The 18,089-nt window shown below is 67.9% G+C and carries 13 protein-coding genes; 8 read left to right on the top strand and 5 right to left on the bottom strand.

Features of this window, described 5'->3' with window-relative positions:
- The first annotated feature begins 11 nt into the window (after positions 1-11).
- The 5 genes from Q8Z05_RS03645 (at position 12) to Q8Z05_RS03625 (ending at position 4,972) form a co-directional block, all read left to right on the top strand.
- On the top strand, positions 12-980 hold the full coding sequence (locus tag Q8Z05_RS03645) for an NAD-dependent epimerase/dehydratase family protein (protein WP_305942139.1): 969 nt from the start codon (positions 12-14) through the stop codon (positions 978-980).
- Positions 977-1,882, top strand: coding sequence for a 5-dehydro-4-deoxyglucarate dehydratase (locus Q8Z05_RS03640; RefSeq protein WP_305942138.1), 906 nt, complete (start codon positions 977-979; stop codon positions 1,880-1,882). Before Q8Z05_RS03645 ends, Q8Z05_RS03640 begins: the two co-directional genes overlap by 4 nt.
- Positions 1,882-3,027 (top strand): mandelate racemase/muconate lactonizing enzyme family protein, encoded by a 1,146-nt coding sequence (locus Q8Z05_RS03635; RefSeq protein WP_305942137.1) that lies wholly within the window; start codon positions 1,882-1,884, stop codon positions 3,025-3,027. The genes Q8Z05_RS03640 and Q8Z05_RS03635 overlap by 1 nt, the downstream gene beginning before the upstream one ends.
- Complete coding sequence (locus tag Q8Z05_RS03630; RefSeq protein ID WP_305942136.1) at positions 3,024-4,493, top strand: aldehyde dehydrogenase (NADP(+)); 1,470 nt, start codon at positions 3,024-3,026, stop codon at positions 4,491-4,493. Before Q8Z05_RS03635 ends, Q8Z05_RS03630 begins: the two co-directional genes overlap by 4 nt.
- An 89-nt stretch (positions 4,494-4,582) precedes the next feature.
- The gene (locus Q8Z05_RS03625) at positions 4,583-4,972 is read left to right on the top strand and encodes a hypothetical protein (RefSeq protein ID WP_305942135.1); all 390 of its coding nucleotides are present in this window, start codon (positions 4,583-4,585) and stop codon (positions 4,970-4,972) included.
- 12 nt (positions 4,973-4,984) lie between these two features.
- On the opposite strand, the gene Q8Z05_RS03620 is transcribed toward Q8Z05_RS03625, so the two are convergent.
- The 4 genes from Q8Z05_RS03620 to Q8Z05_RS03605 all read right to left on the bottom strand — a co-directional run bounded on the left by Q8Z05_RS03620 (position 4,985) and on the right by Q8Z05_RS03605 (position 12,141).
- Positions 4,985-7,309: a bifunctional SulP family inorganic anion transporter/carbonic anhydrase gene (locus Q8Z05_RS03620; protein ID WP_305942134.1), complete on the bottom strand. Its 2,325-nt coding sequence runs from the start codon at positions 7,307-7,309 to the stop codon at positions 4,985-4,987.
- Positions 7,310-7,634: 325 nt separating this feature from the next.
- Positions 7,635-8,759: a M24 family metallopeptidase gene (locus Q8Z05_RS03615; RefSeq protein ID WP_305942133.1), complete on the bottom strand. Its 1,125-nt coding sequence runs from the start codon at positions 8,757-8,759 to the stop codon at positions 7,635-7,637.
- Positions 8,756-10,912 carry a DUF6807 family protein gene (locus Q8Z05_RS03610; RefSeq protein WP_305942132.1) on the bottom strand — a complete coding sequence of 719 codons (2,157 nt, stop codon included), beginning with the start codon at positions 10,910-10,912 and terminating at the stop codon, positions 8,756-8,758. Before Q8Z05_RS03610 ends, Q8Z05_RS03615 begins: the two co-directional genes overlap by 4 nt.
- Positions 10,909-12,141 carry an acetylesterase gene (locus tag Q8Z05_RS03605; protein WP_305942131.1) on the bottom strand — a complete coding sequence of 411 codons (1,233 nt, stop codon included), beginning with the start codon at positions 12,139-12,141 and terminating at the stop codon, positions 10,909-10,911. The genes Q8Z05_RS03610 and Q8Z05_RS03605 overlap by 4 nt, the downstream gene beginning before the upstream one ends.
- A 334-nt stretch (positions 12,142-12,475) precedes the next feature.
- Between Q8Z05_RS03605 and Q8Z05_RS03600 the strand changes: the two genes are divergently transcribed.
- From Q8Z05_RS03600 to Q8Z05_RS03590, 3 genes are all read left to right on the top strand, one after another.
- Positions 12,476-13,420 carry a carbohydrate ABC transporter permease gene (locus tag Q8Z05_RS03600; RefSeq protein ID WP_305942130.1) on the top strand — a complete coding sequence of 315 codons (945 nt, stop codon included), beginning with the start codon at positions 12,476-12,478 and terminating at the stop codon, positions 13,418-13,420.
- Positions 13,413-14,366, top strand: a complete 954-nt coding sequence (locus Q8Z05_RS03595; protein ID WP_305942129.1) for a carbohydrate ABC transporter permease — start codon at positions 13,413-13,415, stop codon at positions 14,364-14,366. The genes Q8Z05_RS03600 and Q8Z05_RS03595 overlap by 8 nt, the downstream gene beginning before the upstream one ends.
- A 221-nt stretch (positions 14,367-14,587) precedes the next feature.
- The gene (locus Q8Z05_RS03590) at positions 14,588-15,946 is read left to right on the top strand and encodes an ABC transporter substrate-binding protein (RefSeq protein WP_305942128.1); all 1,359 of its coding nucleotides are present in this window, start codon (positions 14,588-14,590) and stop codon (positions 15,944-15,946) included.
- 80 nt (positions 15,947-16,026) lie between these two features.
- Here the strand turns inward: Q8Z05_RS03590 and Q8Z05_RS03585 are convergent, their stop codons facing one another.
- Positions 16,027-18,042, bottom strand: a complete 2,016-nt coding sequence (locus tag Q8Z05_RS03585; protein WP_305942127.1) for a beta-galactosidase — start codon at positions 18,040-18,042, stop codon at positions 16,027-16,029.
- Positions 18,043-18,089 lie beyond the last annotated feature (47 nt).

Here is an 18,089-nt window from a genome sequence, read left to right as displayed (position 1 = left end):
GAACAACCACCATGAGCAGGATTTTTGTCACCGGCGGCTCCGGCCGGCTGGGCCGCAGCGTCGTCGCCGGCCTTGCGGCCGCGGGCCACCACGTCATCTCCGTTGACCGCGAGGCCGTTCCCGCCGTGCAGCTGCCCGACGGCGTCGAGCAGCACGCTGCCGACCTCCTGGCCCCGGGGGAGGCCCTGCGCCTCCTGCGGGACACCGTGCCCGACGCCGTGGTCCACCTCGCCGCGATCGCCGTGCCGTTCAGCGCGCCGGAAGACGTCATCTTCAGCACCAACACGAGGCTGGCGTATGCCGTGATCAGCGCGGCCACCGAACTGCGCATCGGCAAGATCGTCACGGCGAGCAGCCCCACCGTCCTGGGGTACGGCTCGCCCGCGGGCTGGCTGCCGGAGGGCTTCCCGGTGGACGAGCGCACCACGCCAAAACCCTGGAACGCCTACGCGCTCTCCAAGCTCATTGCCGAACAGACCGTGCAGATGTTCGCCGCCGCGCAGGGGGATGCCATCCGCTACGCGGCATTCCGGCCGTGCTACGTGATCTCGCCGGAGGAGTGGGAAGGCGCACCCACCCAGCAGGGCCACACTGTCCGCGAGCGGCTGGCCGATCCTGCATTGTCCGCGCCGGCGCTCTTCAACTATGTGGATGCACGCGATGTGGCGGACTTCCTGGACCTGCTGCTGGCCAGGATGGACTCCATCCCCAACGGCCAGACCTTCTTCGTGGGAGCCGCCGATGCGCTGGCCACCGCGCCGCTGGCCGAATTGATGCCGCAGTTCCTGCCCGGCAGCGCGGAGCTTGCCGCCGGGCTCACCGGCACCACCCCGGCATTCTCGATCGCCAAGGCCCGCGAGATGCTCGGCTGGGAACCGAAACGCAGCTGGCGGACCGAACTCAAGACTGAAACCACCCTCAATGACGAGACCCCCGCCGTGCTGGTCGCGGCCGGCACAGGATCAAAGGAGACCCCATGAAATTCGACGGCGTACTGTTCTTCCCCGTCACACCCTTCACACCGGAAGGGACCGTGGACGTGGACATCCTCAAGGAACACATCACCTCCCGCCTGCCCCACGGCCCGGGCGGCGTGTTCCCGGCCTGCGGCACCGGCGAATTCCACGCACTGAGCATTGACGAGGTGCGCACCGTGGTGACCGCCGCCGTCGAGGCCGTGGCGGGCCAGGTGCCGGTGGTTGCCGGCGCCGGCGGTCCGCTGGGCCACGCGCTTGCCGCCGCCCGGGTGGCCGAGGAAGCCGGTGCCGACGCCCTCCTGGTCCTGCCGCCGTACCTCGTGACCGGACCCGCCGACGGCCTGATGGCATACATCGAGGCAGTGGCCGCGGCCAGCAGCCTGCCGGTGATCGTCTACCACCGGGGCAACGCCAAGTACACCGCCGCTTCCATGACCCGCCTGGCCGCCAACCCCAAGGTGATCGGCTTCAAGGACGGGCTGGGCGATGTTGGCCTGGCCCAGGAGATCGTCAGCGCCATCAACGCCAGCGGACGACAGGACTTCCTGCTCTTCAACGGCCTGCTTACCGCCGAACTGACCCAGGGCGCCTACCGGGGCCTGGGCATCCCGCTGTACTCCTCGGCCGCGTTTGCCATGGCTCCGGAAATCGCCAAGGCCTACTACGACGCCTACATGTCCGGCGACGAGGACCGCCGGCACGCCCTGCTCGAAGGCTTCTATGCGCCGCTGGTCCGGCTCCGCGACCAGACCCCGGGCTTCGGCGTGTCCCTGATCAAGGCCGGGCTGCGCCTGGGCGGCCTCCCGGTTGGCCCGGTCCGCGCCCCGCTGGTTGACCCCACCGAGGATCAGCTGGTCCAGCTCAAATCCATCCTGGCCAAGGGCTACGAGCTGGCCGGCCGCTAATGGGCTCGCCAGTCGCCGAAGCGCCGGTCGCCGAAGCCGTCCGGACAGCGCCGCGCATCGCCAGTCTGTCCAGCCGCCTCCTCACGGTCCCGCTCCTGCGGAGCTGGGGGGCGGAGGCGCCGGAAAACCACGTCATCGTCACCGAAATCCGAACGGACGACGGCGGCACGGGGCACGGTTTCTCCTGGACCCCCACCATCGGCCCGCAGGCGGTCAAAGCGCTCCTGGACTTCGACGTCGCCCCCTTCGTTACGGGGCTGCCTGCGCACCCCGAGACGGTGTGGGACGCGCTGTGGAAGCGGCTGCACGAAGCCGGCGGCGGGGGACTGACCACCATCGCCATGGCCGGAGCGGACCTTGCCCTGTGGGACCTGCAGGCGCGCCGGGCTGGGACCTCAGTGACCGGGCTGCTGGGCAAGCGCCAGGATTCCGTGGAAATGTACGGTTCCGGCGTGAACCTGCACTATTCCCTCGGGGAGCTGATCGCGCAGGTGGAACGATGGGTGGCCGCCGGGCACAACGCCGTCAAGATCAAGGTGGGCAAACCGGACATCCGGGAAGACGCGGAACGCGTGGCGGCTGTCCGGAAAGTCCTGGGCCCGGACCGGAAGCTCATGGTTGACGCCAACCAGCGGTGGGACCTCCCCGCCACGTTCCGTGCCCTGGACGTCCTGTCGGAGTTCGACCTCGAATGGCTCGAAGAACCCCTCCGGGCGGACGACCTCTGGGCCTACCGGCGGCTGCGCAAACACTCACCGGTGCCCATCGCGCTCGGCGAGAACCTGCACACCATCTACCGCTTCCGCGATTTCATCGAGGCGGAAGCGGTGGACATCATCCAGCCCAACATCATCCGCGTCGGCGGGATCACCCCGTTCCGCCGCATCGTGGAACTCGCCCGCACGCACAGCATCCGAGTCATGCCGCACCTGCTGCCGGAACTCTCCGGCCAGCTCGCCCTGACCATGGCCGAACCCACCCTGGTGGAGGACGTCGAGGACGCCTCCTTCGAACAACTCGGCGTGCTCGACGCGCCGTCGCCCGTGCAGGTCCGTAACAGCCGGCTCACCCTCGCGGGCAGGCCGGGGCTGGGGTTCGTCTTCTCCGGGCCATCGTCCGATCACCAGAACAGGAATTCACTGTGACAACAGCAACCCTCGAACTCAGCGCCCTGACGGCTGCAGCCACCCGGGCGGCCAACGCCGCGGCAGCAGCGTCCGACGTCGAACGGGCCGGCTGGCTGAACGCCGTCGCCGATGCGCTGGACGCCAATGTGACGGAACTGGTGGCCATTGCCGATGCGGAGACCCGGCTGGGGACGGCGCGGCTCACCGGCGAGGTGGCCCGCACCACCGGACAGCTGCGACTCTTCGCTGCGGTGACCACCGAAGGCTCCTACCTTGAGGCGGTCATCGACCATGCCGATCCTTCAGCCACACCGCCCAGGCCTGACCTGCGGCGGCTGCTGAAGCCGATCGGCCCGGTGGCGGTCTTCTCGGCGTCGAACTTCCCGTTCGCGTTCTCGGTGGCGGGCGGGGACACAGCGTCGGCGCTCGCCGTCGGCTGTTCAGTCATTGTGAAAGGGCACTCCGGCCACCCCGGGCTCTCCCAGCGCACGGCGGAAATCGTGACGGACGCCCTGGCCGCGGCCGGTGCTCCCGCAGGCCTGTTCGCGCTGGTCAGCGGCCGGGAGGCCGGCACGGCGCTGGTGCAGGATCCCGCCATCAAGGCCGTGGGCTTCACCGGCTCCATCCCCGGCGGTCGGGCGCTCTTCGACCTGGCGGTATCGCGGCCGGATCCCATTCCGTTCTACGGCGAACTCGGCAGCCTCAACCCCGTGGTGGTCACCGCCGCGGCGCTGCAGGAGCGTGCCGGTGAGCTGGCTTCCGGGCTGGCGGGGTCGTTCACCCTTGGCGCCGGGCAGTTCTGCACCAAGCCGGGGCTGGTGTTCATCCCGGCCGGCACCGGTTTTCCGGCGCTGCTGGCGGATGCCGTCCGGGACAAGGACGCGGCACCCATGCTGACGGACCGCATAGCCGAGGCCTACCCGGACGGGCTCAAAGCCCTGGCTGCACTGCGTACGACGGCGGGGTTGCCCGCCGTCCGGGTGGTCAGCGGCCCGGTGGACCAGGACGCTGCGGCGAACGGTGCTGCGCCGGTGGTCTTCGTGACGGGTGCGGCCGATGTGCTGGAACAACCGGAGGAGCTGCTGGAGGAGTGTTTCGGTCCCACTACCCTGCTGATTGAATATTCGGACCCGGACCAGCTGGGCGCGGCGCTGGCCGTGGTGCCCGGCAGCCTGACCGCCACCGTCCACGCGCAGCCGGGCGAGGACGTTTCGGAGCTTGTGGAGCAGCTGTCAGGCCTTGCCGGCCGGGTGCTGTTCGGCGGCTGGCCCACCGGCGTTGCGGTGAACTGGGGCCAGCAGCACGGCGGGCCGTATCCGGCCACCACATCGCTGTTCACCTCGGTGGGGGCGACGGCGGTACGGCGCTTCCAGCGCCCCGTGGCCTACCAGGACGCTCCGGAGACAGTGCTGCATCCCGCCCTGCGGGAAGACAACCCGCTGGGCATCCCGCGCCGGGTGGACGGTGTGCTGGTGCTGCCCTAGCGGTACCGGCCCGGCTGTGCTGACCGGTTCGCGGGAAGGCGACACAGGAAAATCACCCTCCGGAAACGTTGCTGCAATCTTGCCGGGGGATGCTGATCCCAGGAGCGGCACCAGGGGAGGGGCTCATCGTGGATACAGGCGGCAATACGATCGTCAGGACAAGTTCGGAGTTGTCGGTGGGGGAGGAAATCGAGGCCTGGCACAAGGGCCGGTTGTTTCACCGGGGACGGGTGACTGAAACGATTCCCACAACGGACCTGTTCTGGATCGTGGACTCGCGGACCGGGTCGCGCAAGCTGTTGGACGTGGAAGCACTCGAGATCATCAGGGTCGATGAGGTAGCGGCGGTTGAACCTGCCCGGCTGGAACCTGCCATCCGCGAATCAGGCAGGTTGGACAAGGCGGTTCGCGCGGAGCGGGTGCCCGCTCCGCGCGCGGCCCGGCGTGAACCGCACGTCGTGTGGTTCTCCAACGCCTAAGGCGCCGTCTGTTCAGCGGCTGCTTGCGGCGGGGTCGAGGTGGCTGATGCCCTCAGGCGTAACCTGCAGCACCCGCGCCGTGGAGATGTCATAGAACAGCCCCGCGACATGGACCCGTCCTGACCCGAGCGGTTCCCGCAGGCCGGGGTGGCGCCGCAGCCTGTCCAGCTGGACGGCAACGTTCACCATGGCCAGCTGGTCAACGGCGCCGTACCCGGCCTCCGCTGCGGCCGCTTGGACGGGGTGCCCTTCGCGGAAGGCCTCGAGGCTTGGCCGTGCATGGTCAAGCCAGACGTCGATGGCACCGCGCCCGCCGGAGCCTTCCGCATCCGCCCACAGGGCGGTCATGGCGCCACAGGCGGAATGCCCGCAGATCACGATGGACTCCACGGAGAGTTCGTTGATGGCAAACTCAAGGGCTGCCTCGATGGAGGCGTCGCGGCCGTCGTCGCCCACTACGTTGCCCACGTTCCGGACCGTGAAGAGGTCGCCGGGGCCGCTGCTGGTGATGAGGTTCGGAACCACGCGGGAGTCCGCGCAGGCAACAAACAGTGTGCCTGGATCCTGGAACGTGGACAGTTCCTCCACATGCGGACGCACCAGGTGGGCGTTGCGGCGGTGGTAGTTGTCGACGCCTGTGAGCACCGAGCGCAAGGGCCCGGGAATTTCCTGCCCCGCACCGTCGGTTCCGTGGGCTGCGTGCCCGGAGAGGAGCCGCCGTTGCCAGCTGCGCCAGGGGGCAAACCCGCTCCGCAGGGCGGAGCGCGAACTGCCGCGGCTCGGCGGGCCGGCCTGTGCATCGTGCAGCGATGCAGTGCCGCTCTCCTCAATGACCACTGTGCCGCCGTTGCCCACATGCCGGTTACGCCAGGCATCCAGGGTGTCGTGGACGGGGTGGTCCAGGAAGTCCACTTCCAGCTCCACCGTCACGTGGGCGCCGGCGGGAACCGAGGCCAATACTGCACTCAACCGCGGGAGCGAGAGGAAACTGCAGGACCCGTCGATGACAACGCGCCAGCGGTTCCCGTCGCCGGCGCCGGTCGGTTCCGCGTGGATGCTTGCCCGCGCCACACGCCAGAGAACCAGGGCAACGGCCAGGACCAGGCCGGTCAGGACGCCCGCGAGCAGGTTGACGAACACCACGCAGAACAGGGTGACGCCGTAGACGGTGAGGTCCCCGGTCCGCCGTGCCGTCCGGATATCGGCCGCCCGGACCAGGCGGGAGCCGATCACAATCAACAGGCCTGCGAGGACAGCCTGGGGAATCAGCTGGATGAGTCCCGCCAGCAGCAGCGAGAAGACCAGCACCCAGACGCCGTGGAGTATTGCGGACTTACGCGTCCGGGCGCCGGCCTCGAGGTTGGTGGCACTCCGGACGATGACTCCGGTGACGGGCAGGCCGCCCAGCATTCCGGAAGTCACATTGGCGGCGCCCTGGCCCAGGAGTTCGCGGTTGAAGTCCGTCCGCGGCCCGTGGTGCATCTTGTCCACGGCCACGGCGGAGAGCAGGGATTCAACGCTGCCAATCAGCGCCACGGTCATCACGCCAATGACCACGGCGGTCCAGTTCCCGCCCGGCATCTCGGGAAGCGACAGCGCGGCGAGGAGGGAACCGTCAAAGGTGATCCGGTCCACGTTGAAGGGCAGGGAGAGGGCGGTGGCGGCGATCACTGCCACCAGCGGACCGGGAACCCGGCGAAGGGCTGCGGGAAGGTGCTTCCAGGCGAGCAGCAGGGCGATCACCACCGCGCCAAGGACGGCTGCGGCGATGTCGGCGGCGAAAAAGCTGCCCGGCATGGCCATGATGTTCTCCCAGACCTCGCTGGCCGACTCGGCGCCAAGCATGACGTGCACCTGCTGCAGCACGATGGTGATGCCGATGCCGGCGAGCATGGCATGGACCACCACCGGTGCAATAGCCAGTGCAACGCGGCCCACCCGGGCGAGGCCGAGCAGTGCCTGGAGAACGCCGGCGGCCGCCGTAATGGCGCAGGTGGCCGGCCAGCCGAACTGGTCGATCAGGCCGGCAACAATGACCGTCAGCCCGGCAGCGGGTCCGCTGACCTGCAGCGGTGAACCGCCCAGGCTGCCGGCGACGATCCCGCCCACGGCAGCCGCAATCAGGCCGGCCATGACCGGGGCGCCGGAAGCGGCCGCGATACCCAGCGACAGCGGGACGGCCACGAGGAACACCACCAGCGATGCCGGCAGGTCCCAGCGGAGTCCGGTTGCCAAGAACGTGCGGAGGCCTTTTGGATCGCGCCCGGCGGGATGGGGGCTTGGTGGAGCATCGGGGTGCGGGGCGGGCGGGTCCGTTGTGGCGGGTGCTGATGGCATGGCAGTCCTTCGCTGGTACGTCGCGGTCCCGTGCCACGCTATTGACGCTCCAGTTCAGCCCGCAAGGGCACATGTCGTGAGAAAAAACACGCCGGAAACCAGCCCCGGGCCACGTAACGGAGGCTCAACAGTCCCGGAGTTCCGCCACCTTCGGCCGGCGGATCCGCTCCGCTGACAGCCGCCGGGCACCCCGCCGAATCTGACTCGGTTTTCAAGTCAAATCCAATGGATGGGGTATCACCTGGGCTTCCGGGACGGAAAAATTTTCCGCTGGTTTCGGCCAAACGCACTCACCGGTCTATACCGGTGACTCCATGTTGCGTACTCACAGTTCCAGGGTCAGCGGCCGCAGGATGCCGTTGACGACGGCGGCAGGCCAGCGGGGATCCACGCTGAGGACGGTGAGCCCCGAGTCGGTGAGCTGCACCGTGTCCTCGATCTTGACTCCCGGGCCGGAGGGGTTCCACGTGAAAGTCTGGCCGAGCACCACGGTGTCGTTGGTGGCCGGGGTTGCCCGGGGATCCCGGCCTGCATAGCCGGCCGGACCGCCCTGATGGTGGCGGGTCCACTGGTCGGCGCCGAAGCCGTGCCGCAAGTAGGCTTCCTGGATTTCCGCGAAGACGCCGTCGAGCCGTGCCCCCGGGACGGTGGCATCAAAGATGTCCGCCTCCACCGCGGCAATCCGGACTTCAGCGTCGAGCTCGTCCGGTGTTCCGGCGTCGAACCGCACCCAGCGGGTCACGTTGGCCACCAGGCCGTTGCGGCGTGCGCACACCACCGCCATGGCCCGCCGGCCGATCGGCGCGTGCGTGGGCAGCGGATGCCGGAACCCGCTGCGGCCGGCGCCATTGCAGAGGAGCACCAGCGGCTCGGCCCCCATCGCCACGATCCGCGCGGCCAGGGCGGAGGCAACACCGAACTCCGTGGTTTCCGGCGTGGCTTCCGAGAGGACATCGGTCATTGCGGCCGCCGCCTCGGCGCACAGCCGGGCGTACCGCGCACTCTCGCCTGGCAGGAACTGTTGGCGGGCGGTCCGCAGTTCCGCGGCAACATCGGCTTCGGCAAGCGGCGTGCCGCCGGGGGCGAGCATGGCTGCGGCAGCGTGCAGCTGACCGTGCCACGGCACTATGTGGAGGGCGACGCCGTCGGGCAGTTCCTCCGCGGCGATCCGGGCGGCCTCGTTGTTGAAGGTGACCAGGTGATCGCCGTCGCGGTCCACCAGCATCGCGGCGATGGGGTCGCCGGCCAGGCTGATATGGACGCGGCTTCCGTCCAGGTACCAGGTCAGCGCCGTGTTGGTGGTGAGCAGGATCGAGTCCCGGCCCGCTGCGTCCAGGATGTCCAGGACCCGCCGGCGTTTGACGGCGCGGTCGGCCGCATTTCCCGCGGCTCCTTCTCCTGCTGCGGCAGCGAGCGGTGCCTGCTGTGTTTGCGGTGTAACGGTGTTCATGCGGATTCCCCCAAGGTAGTGATCAGCTGTTCTATTTCGCGGGTGGACAGGAGGCCGTCGGCCACGAGGACCGTGACGGTCCGGTGCAGCGGCCGGGCGTGGCTGGCCGTTGCCCGCTGCTCCCACGCCAGCGACAGTCCGACGCCGGGATACCCTGCGAGGCGGACAAACCACGGGTCGCCGGGCTGCTCCGGTTCCTGCCGGGGCAGGAAGACGAGGGTGGCCGGACCGCCGTCGTGCTCCCCGTTCCGGAAGGTTCCCGACCACGCCAGCCACGGCGCCTCAACGGAGGGGACCGTGCCGTGCACGGCATCCTCCCCGTCCCCGGCGGCTGTCCAAACCTGTGCCGCGGCGACGGCGGGAAGGCGCCAGAAGAAGCCGCCGTAGCCGCCCTGAGGCCGGCCGTTGGAGCCCGGGCTGCCCAGCGTGACCGGGTCCGGCCCTGCCGGCGCGAGGATGAAGTCGAGCGTGAGCCGCCAGGTGGAGGAGTCGACGGCGGCCCAGCTCCACGTGCGCTGTTCGTGGAGGAGGGGTGTTCCGTCCGGCCCGAGCCAGCCCAGGGTTTCGGCCAGCCTGCTGCCGGCACTGTCGTGCTCCACCGCAAGCGTAACGACCCGCCCGTGGTCCTTCCGCCACACATAGGCTCCAGCGCCGGGGGTAAAGGTGCGGCCGCCCCAGAAGTTGACGCCGTCCACGTCCTGGATGGCCACGCCCGCGCCCAGGTGCCAGACGTGGTCCTCCGGCAGATGGTCAGTCACCACGGTGCCGGCCAGCGTTGCTACCGGATGCAGATACGGGCGCGGCGATGACGTCGGAGTGATCCGGCCACCGTCCGCCCTCCTAGCCACAACCTTCCCGTTCACCGCAAACACCGGTTGCGTCCCGGCTGCCGGCAGCTCGCGCGCCCAGGGCACGCCCAGCTCCGCAAAGGTGGCCTGTGCCGCCGCGGCCTGGCGCACCAGGTGGCTGATCCCGCGGACAACCGGGCGGGCGTCGTCGCCCTCGCCCTGCCAGGACACGTGCCTGGCGCCAATCGCGCGGGGCGGCTCCGCTGTCCGGATGGCTTCGAGCACTGTCATGAAGGCGCCGTTCCCGGCCAGCGGGCTGAGTAGTCCATGGGCCCCGGGGGAGCGCCGGGCCGCCAGGAGGTTTTCCAGCAGATCGGTGCGGCCGAATGTTTCGGTGCGCTCGCCGTCGGGCGTTGTGACCGTCAGGCGGTCCTCGGTGTAAAAGAATTCAGCCCGTCCCAGGGTGCCGTGGATGGTGACACAGGGTGGGGTCTGTTTGTCGGCGCACAGGGTGAGGGCGCACAGGAGGACCACTCCGCCGGCCGTGCGCACCCGGATCACCGAGGTGTCATCGCTTTCGGTCGCGTGGGCACGGTACAGGTCCGTCTCCACTGATTCGACGTCTTCGGCCAACGCCGCGCCGGCCATCCGCAACCCGGTGGCCACCGCATGCGCCAGGGCATTGGTGGCCACCCCGTCCACCACATCGGTACCGTCCAGGCTGCGTTTCCCCGCCCAGCGTGAACGTTTGAAGTAGCCCCTGGTGCGAACCCAGGTGCCGACGGCGCCCACGCCGCGGACCTCACCGATTTCACCGGACGCAACGAGCCGGTCCAGCGCCGGAAGGGCATGGGAGCCGAGGCTTTGGAAACCCACCTGGACCAGCCTGCCCGACTCCTGCGCGGCGGCCAGGACATCGCTGAACTGGGCCAGCGACGCCATGGGCGGTTTCTCCACGTAGACGTCCGCCCCGGCGGCGATGGCCGCCAGCGCCAGCGGCGCGTGCGTCTGGATGGGGGTGGCCAGGATGACGACGTCCGGCGCAGGGTCCGCGGCGAGGAGCTCCTCCAGCGAGGTGAACGTGGCCACGCCGTGAGGAAGCGTCCCCTCGGCCGGCGGGCGGGGGTCCGCCACCGACACAAGTTCCACACGGTCCAGTCCGGCGAGGCGGGCAAGGTTGTCCAGGTGGCGGGCCCCGTAGCCGTGCGCGCCGACGAGCGCCACCCGCGGGACGGCGCGGTCAACCGCGGCCGGGGCATCAGTTGTGCCGGCACTGTCCGTTGATGCGGCACCGTCCGTTGATGCGGCACCGTCCGTTGATGCGGCACCGTAGGTTGTGCCGGCGCTGAAGTTTTCGGGTGTCATGACTGTCCGTTCTGGCGGGCGGAGGCAAGGGGCGCGGGGGAAAGATGCTGCCGCAGGAAGGCGGCGGCCTCGTCCTGCATGTCTCTGGTGAAAGCGTGCCCGCCCGGCCAGAAACTGCCGGTGTAGCGGCCGCTGCCACTGGCTCCCAGGATGGCGTCGGCGTCGCGCATCCCGTCCTCGGGGAACAGCTCGTCGGCCAGCGCGTACTGCACCAGGAAGCGGTCCGCCGTGGAGCGTGCTGCCAGTTCGGGAAAGTCGCCCAGCCGTGACAGGCCCGGCGTCTGCAGGAGCCAGGAATGCGCATCCAGGTAGGCCGGGACCAGCGACCGGTACGTGGTCATCATGCACGTGACCACGAAACTGCGGATGAGCGGGCTGAGCGCGGCCAGCATCAGGGACCGCCCGCCTCCGCCGGAGAATCCGATGCTCCCCAGCCGCCCGGCGTCCACGCCCGGGAGGCCGGCAAGCACCTTGAGGGCAGCGAGGTCGTCGTGCGCCACCATTCCGGCGAAGCTCGTTCCCAGCAGGCCGGACGCCTTCGCCACGGTGTCCTCGTGCGCCGCCGCGGCGGCGTCATACAGTTCCGCTGCGGAAGGCACGACGCCGGCCTCCCGCCACAGTGCCTCGCGGCCCTCGACGACGGCGGCTGTCCGCCACGGCGGGGTGCCGAGATCGAAACGGCGGCTGCCCCAGGAGAACGTGTCGTGGGCCAGGACGGCGAAGCCCTGCGCCGCTAGCCAGGTGGCAAACGGGCGGCCGCCATAGAGCCGCTGCTGGAGGTCCGCGACCCGCGGGTCCACCAGGCGGTCCGCGCCGCCGGACTTAATGCCGGCGTGGCAATGGAGCGCCAGCACTCCGGGCAATGATCCGGTCCGCCCGGCCGGCCGCACAAACCAGGCACCGGTGCGGGGGCCAAAGCCCAACTGCCAGCTGACCCGCGAAGTAGTGACGCCGTCGTGCGTTTCCTCCGACTCCAGCACCACGGAATCCCGCACCGCGGCGGGGTCTGCCGGGGCGGCCGGAACTCCCAGGGCGTCTGCCAGTTCCTGCCCGGCGGAGGTTTCCGCGATGTGCCGCCGGCGGGTGCCCACGTAGGAAGGCCAGTCCTCATAGCCGCCGATGGCGCTGGGCCGCTCCGGGCCGGTGCCTGGAGAGTCCCGGGTGCCAAGGGAGTCCGGGATGCCGGCTGGGTCCTGCGTGCCGGTAATGTCAGGGGTGCCGGGATTCATCGGGGCGGCCTGCCGGGTGCAAACATCATTGTCCTGCCTCTCGCAGATGCTCTGACCGGGAAGGTACCGAAGTCAGAAAACGCTTTCTCAAAAATTAGCAAAAGGCTGTACAGCGGTCAAGAAAGCGTTTACTTTGGTACAAAGCCGCTGTTGGCCCGGTCACTCCGGAAGCCAGTCAGGCGGGTGGTGCCGGAACTGATCGGCGCGGGCCCGTGACGGCGAATGCACTTCACACCAGCACGCCGTGGAAGGCCACGATGACCAAAGGAGACCACATGGCCGCACAGCATTACCCCGGGACGCCGGCAGGCGTCCGTCAGCCGAGGGGGAGGCAATGAGCGCCATCAGCGAATTGTCCTCCATCAGCCGGCGCAAAGGGCCGGCGACAGCCGAGGAGAAACGCGCGAACCGCCGCGACAACAAGGCGGCCTACATCTTCCTGCTGCCATGGCTGATTGGTCTTGTGGCCATCACCATCGGCCCCATGATCATGTCCCTCTACCTGTCCTTTACGGACTACAACCTGCTGCAGCCGCCGGAATGGGTGGGGCTGGACAACTTCACCCGCATGCTGGAGGACGCACGGCTCCATAACTCACTCCGCGTGACCTTCACGTATGTGCTGGTCGGCGTCCCGTTGCAGCTGGCCGTTGCGCTGTTGATTGCCCTGGTGCTGGACAAGGGCCTGCGCGGCCTGCCGTTCTACCGGTCAATCTTCTACTTGCCGTCCCTGCTCGGCGGCTCGGTGGCCGTGGCCATCCTCTGGAAGCAGATCTTCGGAACCTCCGGCCTGGTGAACCAGGTGCTGGCCATGTTCGGTATCACCGGACCCGGCTGGATCTCGGATCCGTCCACGTCGCTGGGATCCATCATCCTGCTCCACGTATGGACTTTCGGAAGCCCCATGATCATTTTCCTGGCCGGGCTCCGCCAGATTCCCAACATGTACTACGAGGCGGCCGAGGTTGACGGAGCCACCACCCTGCAGAAATTCTGGCGCATCACCCTGCCGATGCTGAGCCCGATCATCTTCTTCAACCTCGTGCTGCAGATCATCGGGTCATTCCAATCCTTCACCCAGGCGTTCATCGTCTCGGGAGGCAACGGCGGGCCGTCCGACTCCACCATGTTCTTCACGCTTTACCTCTACCAGAAGGGATTCGGCCAGTTCGACATGGGGTACGCCTCCGCGATGGCCTGGTTCCTCCTGGTGATCATCGGCGCTTTCACGGCCATCAACTTCATCGCTTCAAAGTATTGGGTGTTCTACGATGACTGAACTACAGACCTTGCAGGCTCCGGAGAAACTGCCGTCCTCCGGAGGCAAAACGAAGGGCAAAGGCCCCCAGGGCGGCAGCCGGAAACGCGAATCCCGCGGATCGCTGGCCTTCAGCCGCAGCGCGCGCATCAAGGCCCTGGCCAAGCATGCCGTCCTGATCATCACCGGCGGCATCATGATCTACCCGCTGCTGTGGATGGTGGTGTCCTCACTCCGCCCCAACGAGCTGATCTTCCGCGAACCCGGACTCTGGCTCAACAGCCTGGAATTGGGCAACTACACCGACGGCTGGTCCGCGCTGACCCACCCCTTCGGGCATTACATGCTCAATTCGGCAGTGGTGGTGATCGGCTCCATCCTGGGCAACCTGATCTCCTGCTCCATGGCCGCCTACGCCTTCGCCCGGCTGCAGTTCAGCGGCAAGAAGCTGTTCTTCGGCGTGATGCTCCTGACCATCATGCTGCCGTTCCACGTGATCATCGTGCCGCAGTACATCCTGTTCTCGCAGATCGGCTGGGTGAACACCTTCTGGCCGCTGATTGTGCCCAAGCTCCTGGCCACGGACGCGTTCTTCGTGTTCCTGATGGTGCAGTTCATCCGGGGCATTCCCAAGGAACTGGATGAGGCGGCGAGGATCGACGGCGCCGGCCACCCGCGCATCTTCCTCCGCGTCATCCTGCCGCTGATGGTGCCGGCGCTCGCCACCACCACCATCTTCACGTTCATCTGGACCTGGAACGACTTCTTCGGCGCGCTGATCTACCTGACGGATCCGGAGATGTTCACCGTCCCGGTTGCCCTGCGGGCGTTTGTGGACTCGCAGTCGGCCACCAGCTGGGGCTCGCTCTTCGCCATGTCCATCGTGTCCCTGCTGCCGGTGTTCCTGGTGTTCCTTTTCGGCCAGCGCTTCCTCATCAAGGGGATCGCGACGACCGGCATCAAGTAGATCCTGCTGGTTCTTGCAGTTCCTCCGGGGTGGATGGGCGTTCGTTGCCCGTCCACCCCGACTCGTGGGGCCGTGCACTTGAAATTGACCCGCCGAACATCTTGTATTACAAGTAACCCGCTTGTATTCTTGGGGATGAGAAAGCGTTTTCTGAGCGACTTTCCAGACCCTCCAACGTCGAACCCATCAGCTTTCAAGATCAAAGAAGATCGGAGAATCCAGTGCCGCTATTTTCCCGCCCTGCCTCAGCCGCCAGTCGTGGCGCAGCAGAGGCAACGTCCGCCCGGGCCGGACGGAGGCTGCGCCGAACCGGCGCAGTCGCCGCAGCTGCCGCCGTCGTGCTGGCCCTCAGCGCCTGCGGCGGGGGAGCCGCCCCGCAGAGTGCCGACGGCAAAGTTGAACTCCGTTTCTCCTGGTGGGGAGGGGACAAGCGGGCGCAGCTGACGCAGGCCGCGATTGCTGCCTTCGAAGCCGAGAACCCGAACATCACGATCAAGCCGGAGTTCGGCGACTGGAGCGGCTACTGGGACAAGCTGGCCACCCAGGTCGCGGCCAACGACGCCCCGGACATCATCCAGATGGACGAAAAATACATCACGGAGTACTCGAGCCGCGGTGCCCTGCTGGACCTTTCGAAGTACGACATCGACACGTCCAAGTTTGACGAAGCCGCCCTCAACGCCGGCAAGAACGAGGACGGCCTGACGGGCATAGCCGCAGGCATCAACGCAGCGACCATCCTGGCCAACCCGGCCGTTTTCAAGGCTGCGGGAGTGGAACTTCCGGACGACAGCACCTGGACCTGGGAAGACTTCGAGCGCATTTCCGCCGAGGTCACCGCGAAGTCGCCGAAGGGCACCTACGGTGCGGCGGCCTACGGCACGGACGAAGCGTCGCTCGGAGTATGGCTCCGGCAGAACGGCAAGTCGCTGTACACCAGCGACGGGAAACTCGGCTTCGAGCCGGGCGACATCGCCGAATGGTGGGCGTTCCTGAAGCAGCTGAGCGAGAAGAAGGCCGTCCCGTCGGCCTCCGAGGTGGTCGAGGCCGAGGCGGCACCGCTGGACCAGAGCGGCCTGGCGACCGGCAAGAACGGGCTCGCATTCTGGTGGTCCAACCAGCTGCCTGCGCTGGAGAAGGCTGCCGGCGGAGAGCTGCAGATCCTGCGGTTCCCGTCCAAGACCGGCACGTCTGCCGATGCGAACCTTTGGTACAAGGCCTCCCAGTTCTGGTCCGCCTCTTCCCGCACCAAGCATCCTGAAGAAACCGCCAAGTTCATCAACTTCCTGGCCAACAACACCAAGGCCGGCGAAGCTCTCCTGGCCGACCGCGGCGTCTACCCCAACTCCGAGGTCCGGGCGGCCATCGAACCCAAGCTGACCCCCGCCGATATCAAGGTGGTCAAGTTCATCGACCAGATCAAGGACGAGCTCGGTGAAGCCCCGGCGCCTCCGCCGAAGGGTGCCGGCGCCATCCAGGAGATCGTCAAGCGGTACACCTCCGAGGTCCTCTTCGACCGGCTGTCCACCGAGGAGGCCGGCAAGAAGGCGGTTGACGAAATGAAGTCGGCCATCAGCTAGCAGTTCCTGCTGAACGTGCCCCCATCCGATCCTTGTGAATCGGGTGGGGGCACTTCTGCATGGTGCTTCTTGGTGCGAGGTCAGTCCTCCGCGACCACCACCACGGCACCGGCAGGAACCGTCCCGGTGAACCGTTCGCCGGACAGCAGCTCAGTCCCTGCCACCCGGACGGTTGCGTCGGCGCGCGAGTGGTTGATGGCGAACACGAAGCTTGTGCCATCCGCGTGGCGCCGCCGCGTCAACTCGACTCCCTGGTCCGCCCCGGCCACTGCGGCAACTCCCGACTCGTCCAGCAGCCGATCGACCAACGCCTCGATGCCGTCCCGGTCGGGGAAGGTGGCCAGGTACCAGGCCGACCCGGCTCCCACGGAGCGCCGCGTCAGGGCAGGAACGCCTTCAAGCGGGTATTCGGTGAATGCCGAAACAAGCTCCGCGCCGGCCGCGTGCACATGCTCGCTCCACACGCGTCCCACACCGCCGTCGCTGAGCTTGGCGGTGGACCCGGCCAGCAGCGGATGGAATTCCTCTACGCTGACGCCCAGCAGGTCACGGAACGCGCCCGGATAGCCGCCGAGCCGGACATGGTCCTGCTCGTCGACAATCCCGCTGAAGTAGCTGACCAGGACCGTCGCCCCGGCTTGGGCGGCGGAAGCGATGTTCGCGGCGGCGGCGTCGGTGACGTTGTACAGGGTGCATACCAGCACCAGTGCGTAGCCCTCCAGGGACGCGGAAGGGTGCACGAAGTCCACCGACACCCCGCGCAGGAACAGTGAACGGTGGAAGTCGCGCAGCAGGTCCAGGTATTTCACGTCAACGCTGGGCTTGGAGTCGATTTCGCTGGCCCACCAGGCCTCGTAATCGAACACGACCGCCACCCGGGATTCGACGCGGGAGCCCTTGACCGACGCCAGCTTCCGCAGCGCCGCCCCCAGGCCCGCAACCTCCCGGAAGACCCGGGTTTCCCGCCCGCCGTGCGGAACCATGGCGGAGTGGAATTTCTCCGAGCCGGCGAAGCTCTGCCGCCACTGGAAAAACATCACGGCGTCCGCGCCGCGGGCCACGTGAGCCAGGGAATTGCGGAGCATTTCGCCGGGCATCTTGGGCTGGTTGCGGGGCTGCCAGTTGACGGCCGACGTCGAATGTTCCATCAGGATCCACGGGTGGCCGCCGGCAACGCCCCGCGTAAGGTCCGCGCTGAACGCGAGTTCGATCTGCCGCTCGGGATCGGCGGCCACGAGGTAGTGGTCGTTGGCGATCACGTCCAGGTCCTTGGCCCAGTCGAAATAGTCCATGGACTTGGTGGCGCTGGACACCATGAGGTTGGTGGTGGCCGGCACGCCCGGCGTCACGTCACGCAGCACGTCGAGCAGGGTGCGGTAGTAGTCCATCAGGGACCAGGAACTGAAGCGCTGGAAGTCGAGCTGCTGCCCCGGATTCAGGGTGGACGGTGCGGCGCCGGGCGGCAGGATCTCCTCGAACGAGGCGTAATGCTGGGACCAGAAGGCCGTTCCCCACGACGCGTTCAGCGCCTCAATGTTCCCGTAGCGCCGTTCCAGCCAGGCGCGGAAGGCCGCCGCGTCCTCGTCCCCGTAAAACTCCGATACGTGGCAGCCGAGTTCGTTGTCCACATGCCACAGCGCCAGCGCCGGGTGGTCCTTGTATCGTTCTGCCAGCACCCTGGTGATGCCGGCGGCGTACCGCCGGTAAACGGCCGACGACGGCGAGTAGTGCCGACGCGAGCCCGGCCCCAGCACGGTTCCGTCAGCCGTGACCGGGAGGATTTCCGGGTGTTTGCGGACAAGCCAGGCCGGGGGAGCGGCCGTGGCGGTGGCGAGGGCCACTTTGATGCCAGACGTCGCCAGGTTATCCAGGACCTCGTCCAGCCAGCCAAAGTCGTATGTGCCCTCCGCCGGCTCGAGCAGCCCCCACGAGAAGATGCCGACGCTGAGGAAAGTGACGCCTGCTTCCTTCATCAGCTCCAGATCCTCCAGCCGCGTGCTCACCGGCCACTGCTCCGGGTTGTAGTCGCCGCCGTAGGCGATGCCGTCGAGGCGCTTCCAAACAGCTGGCGGAGCGGATTGTTCCTGCGGTGACATGAGACTCCTTTGTCGGTTCCGGTATGCGTTCCCGGCGTGAAAACAGA

The sequence above is a fragment of the Arthrobacter oryzae genome, assembly GCF_030718995.1.
GTDB lineage: Bacteria > Actinomycetota > Actinomycetes > Actinomycetales > Micrococcaceae > Arthrobacter > Arthrobacter oryzae_C.
Note: the sequence above shows the minus strand (reverse complement) of the source record. Positions and strands in the feature narration are given on the sequence as shown.

What these genes read in the sequence shown, in the direction of transcription:
- Q8Z05_RS03600 (WP_305942130.1), top strand. Translation starts at nt 12,476, where the DNA reads ATGAGCGCCATCAGCGAATTGTCCTCCATCAGCCGGCGCAAAGGGCCG.
- Q8Z05_RS03645 (WP_305942139.1), top strand. Translation starts at nt 12, where the DNA reads ATGAGCAGGATTTTTGTCACCGGCGGCTCCGGCCGGCTGGGCCGCAGC.
- Q8Z05_RS03640 (WP_305942138.1), top strand. Translation starts at nt 977, where the DNA reads ATGAAATTCGACGGCGTACTGTTCTTCCCCGTCACACCCTTCACACCG.
- Q8Z05_RS03610 (WP_305942132.1), bottom strand. Translation starts at nt 10,912, where the DNA reads ATGACACCCGAAAACTTCAGCGCCGGCACAACCTACGGTGCCGCATCA.
- Q8Z05_RS03635 (WP_305942137.1), top strand. Translation starts at nt 1,882, where the DNA reads ATGGGCTCGCCAGTCGCCGAAGCGCCGGTCGCCGAAGCCGTCCGGACA.
- Q8Z05_RS03620 (WP_305942134.1), bottom strand. Translation starts at nt 7,309, where the DNA reads ATGCCATCAGCACCCGCCACAACGGACCCGCCCGCCCCGCACCCCGAT.
- Q8Z05_RS03585 (WP_305942127.1), bottom strand. Translation starts at nt 18,042, where the DNA reads ATGTCACCGCAGGAACAATCCGCTCCGCCAGCTGTTTGGAAGCGCCTC.
- Q8Z05_RS03615 (WP_305942133.1), bottom strand. Translation starts at nt 8,759, where the DNA reads ATGAACACCGTTACACCGCAAACACAGCAGGCACCGCTCGCTGCCGCA.
- Q8Z05_RS03625 (WP_305942135.1), top strand. Translation starts at nt 4,583, where the DNA reads ATGCTGATCCCAGGAGCGGCACCAGGGGAGGGGCTCATCGTGGATACA.
- Q8Z05_RS03595 (WP_305942129.1), top strand. Translation starts at nt 13,413, where the DNA reads ATGACTGAACTACAGACCTTGCAGGCTCCGGAGAAACTGCCGTCCTCC.
- Q8Z05_RS03605 (WP_305942131.1), bottom strand. Translation starts at nt 12,141, where the DNA reads ATGAATCCCGGCACCCCTGACATTACCGGCACGCAGGACCCAGCCGGC.